Below are 543 nucleotides of genomic sequence, written 5' to 3' on the forward strand. Positions count from 1 at the left end.
ACGCCCTGCTGTAATGGTAGGGATATGCTAACAGGTCACGGTTTGATTGTAAGAATAGAGTCTAATAAGAGTCAAAATGGCGATAGCGAGTTTAAAGAAAGGATTTGGTAAACCCAAACCAATCAAGACTACGAACAACGCATGGAAGGCAATCCCATGGACTAAGGTTCAACGGAAAGTTTTCAAGCTCCAAAAGAGTATATTTCAAGCAGCTAAATCGGGACAAGACGCAAAGGCACGAAGGTTGCAACGTCTATTGGTGAAATCGTATTATGCCCGGCTCTTAGCAGTGCGGCGAGTGACCCAAGATAATCAAGGCAAGAAAACAGCCGGGGTTGATGGAGTAAGAGCAATCTCTCCAAGACAAAGGTTAGAAATTGTCAAAAACATTAAGGGAAACCTCAAAGCAAAACCACTGCGAAGGGTGTGGATTCCAAAACCTGGTAGGGATGAAAAACGCCCACTAGGCATACCCACAATCCAAGATAGAGCAAGGCAAGCCTTGGTTAAGTCGGCTCTCGAACCTGAATGGGAATCGAGATA

At 44.8% G+C, this 543-nt stretch carries 1 protein-coding gene; it reads left to right on the plus strand.

Annotation, left to right across the window (positions count from 1 at the left end; translation table 11 throughout):
* Positions 1-76: 76 nt before the first annotated feature.
* The coding region (locus tag P5674_RS25730) for a reverse transcriptase N-terminal domain-containing protein (protein WP_315670477.1) at positions 77-543 on the plus strand (467 nt) is incomplete at its 3' end.

Origin of the sequence: Limnospira sp. PMC 289.06, assembly GCF_032350395.1 — a bacterium.
Classification (GTDB): Bacteria; Cyanobacteriota; Cyanobacteriia; order Cyanobacteriales; family Microcoleaceae; genus Limnospira; species Limnospira platensis.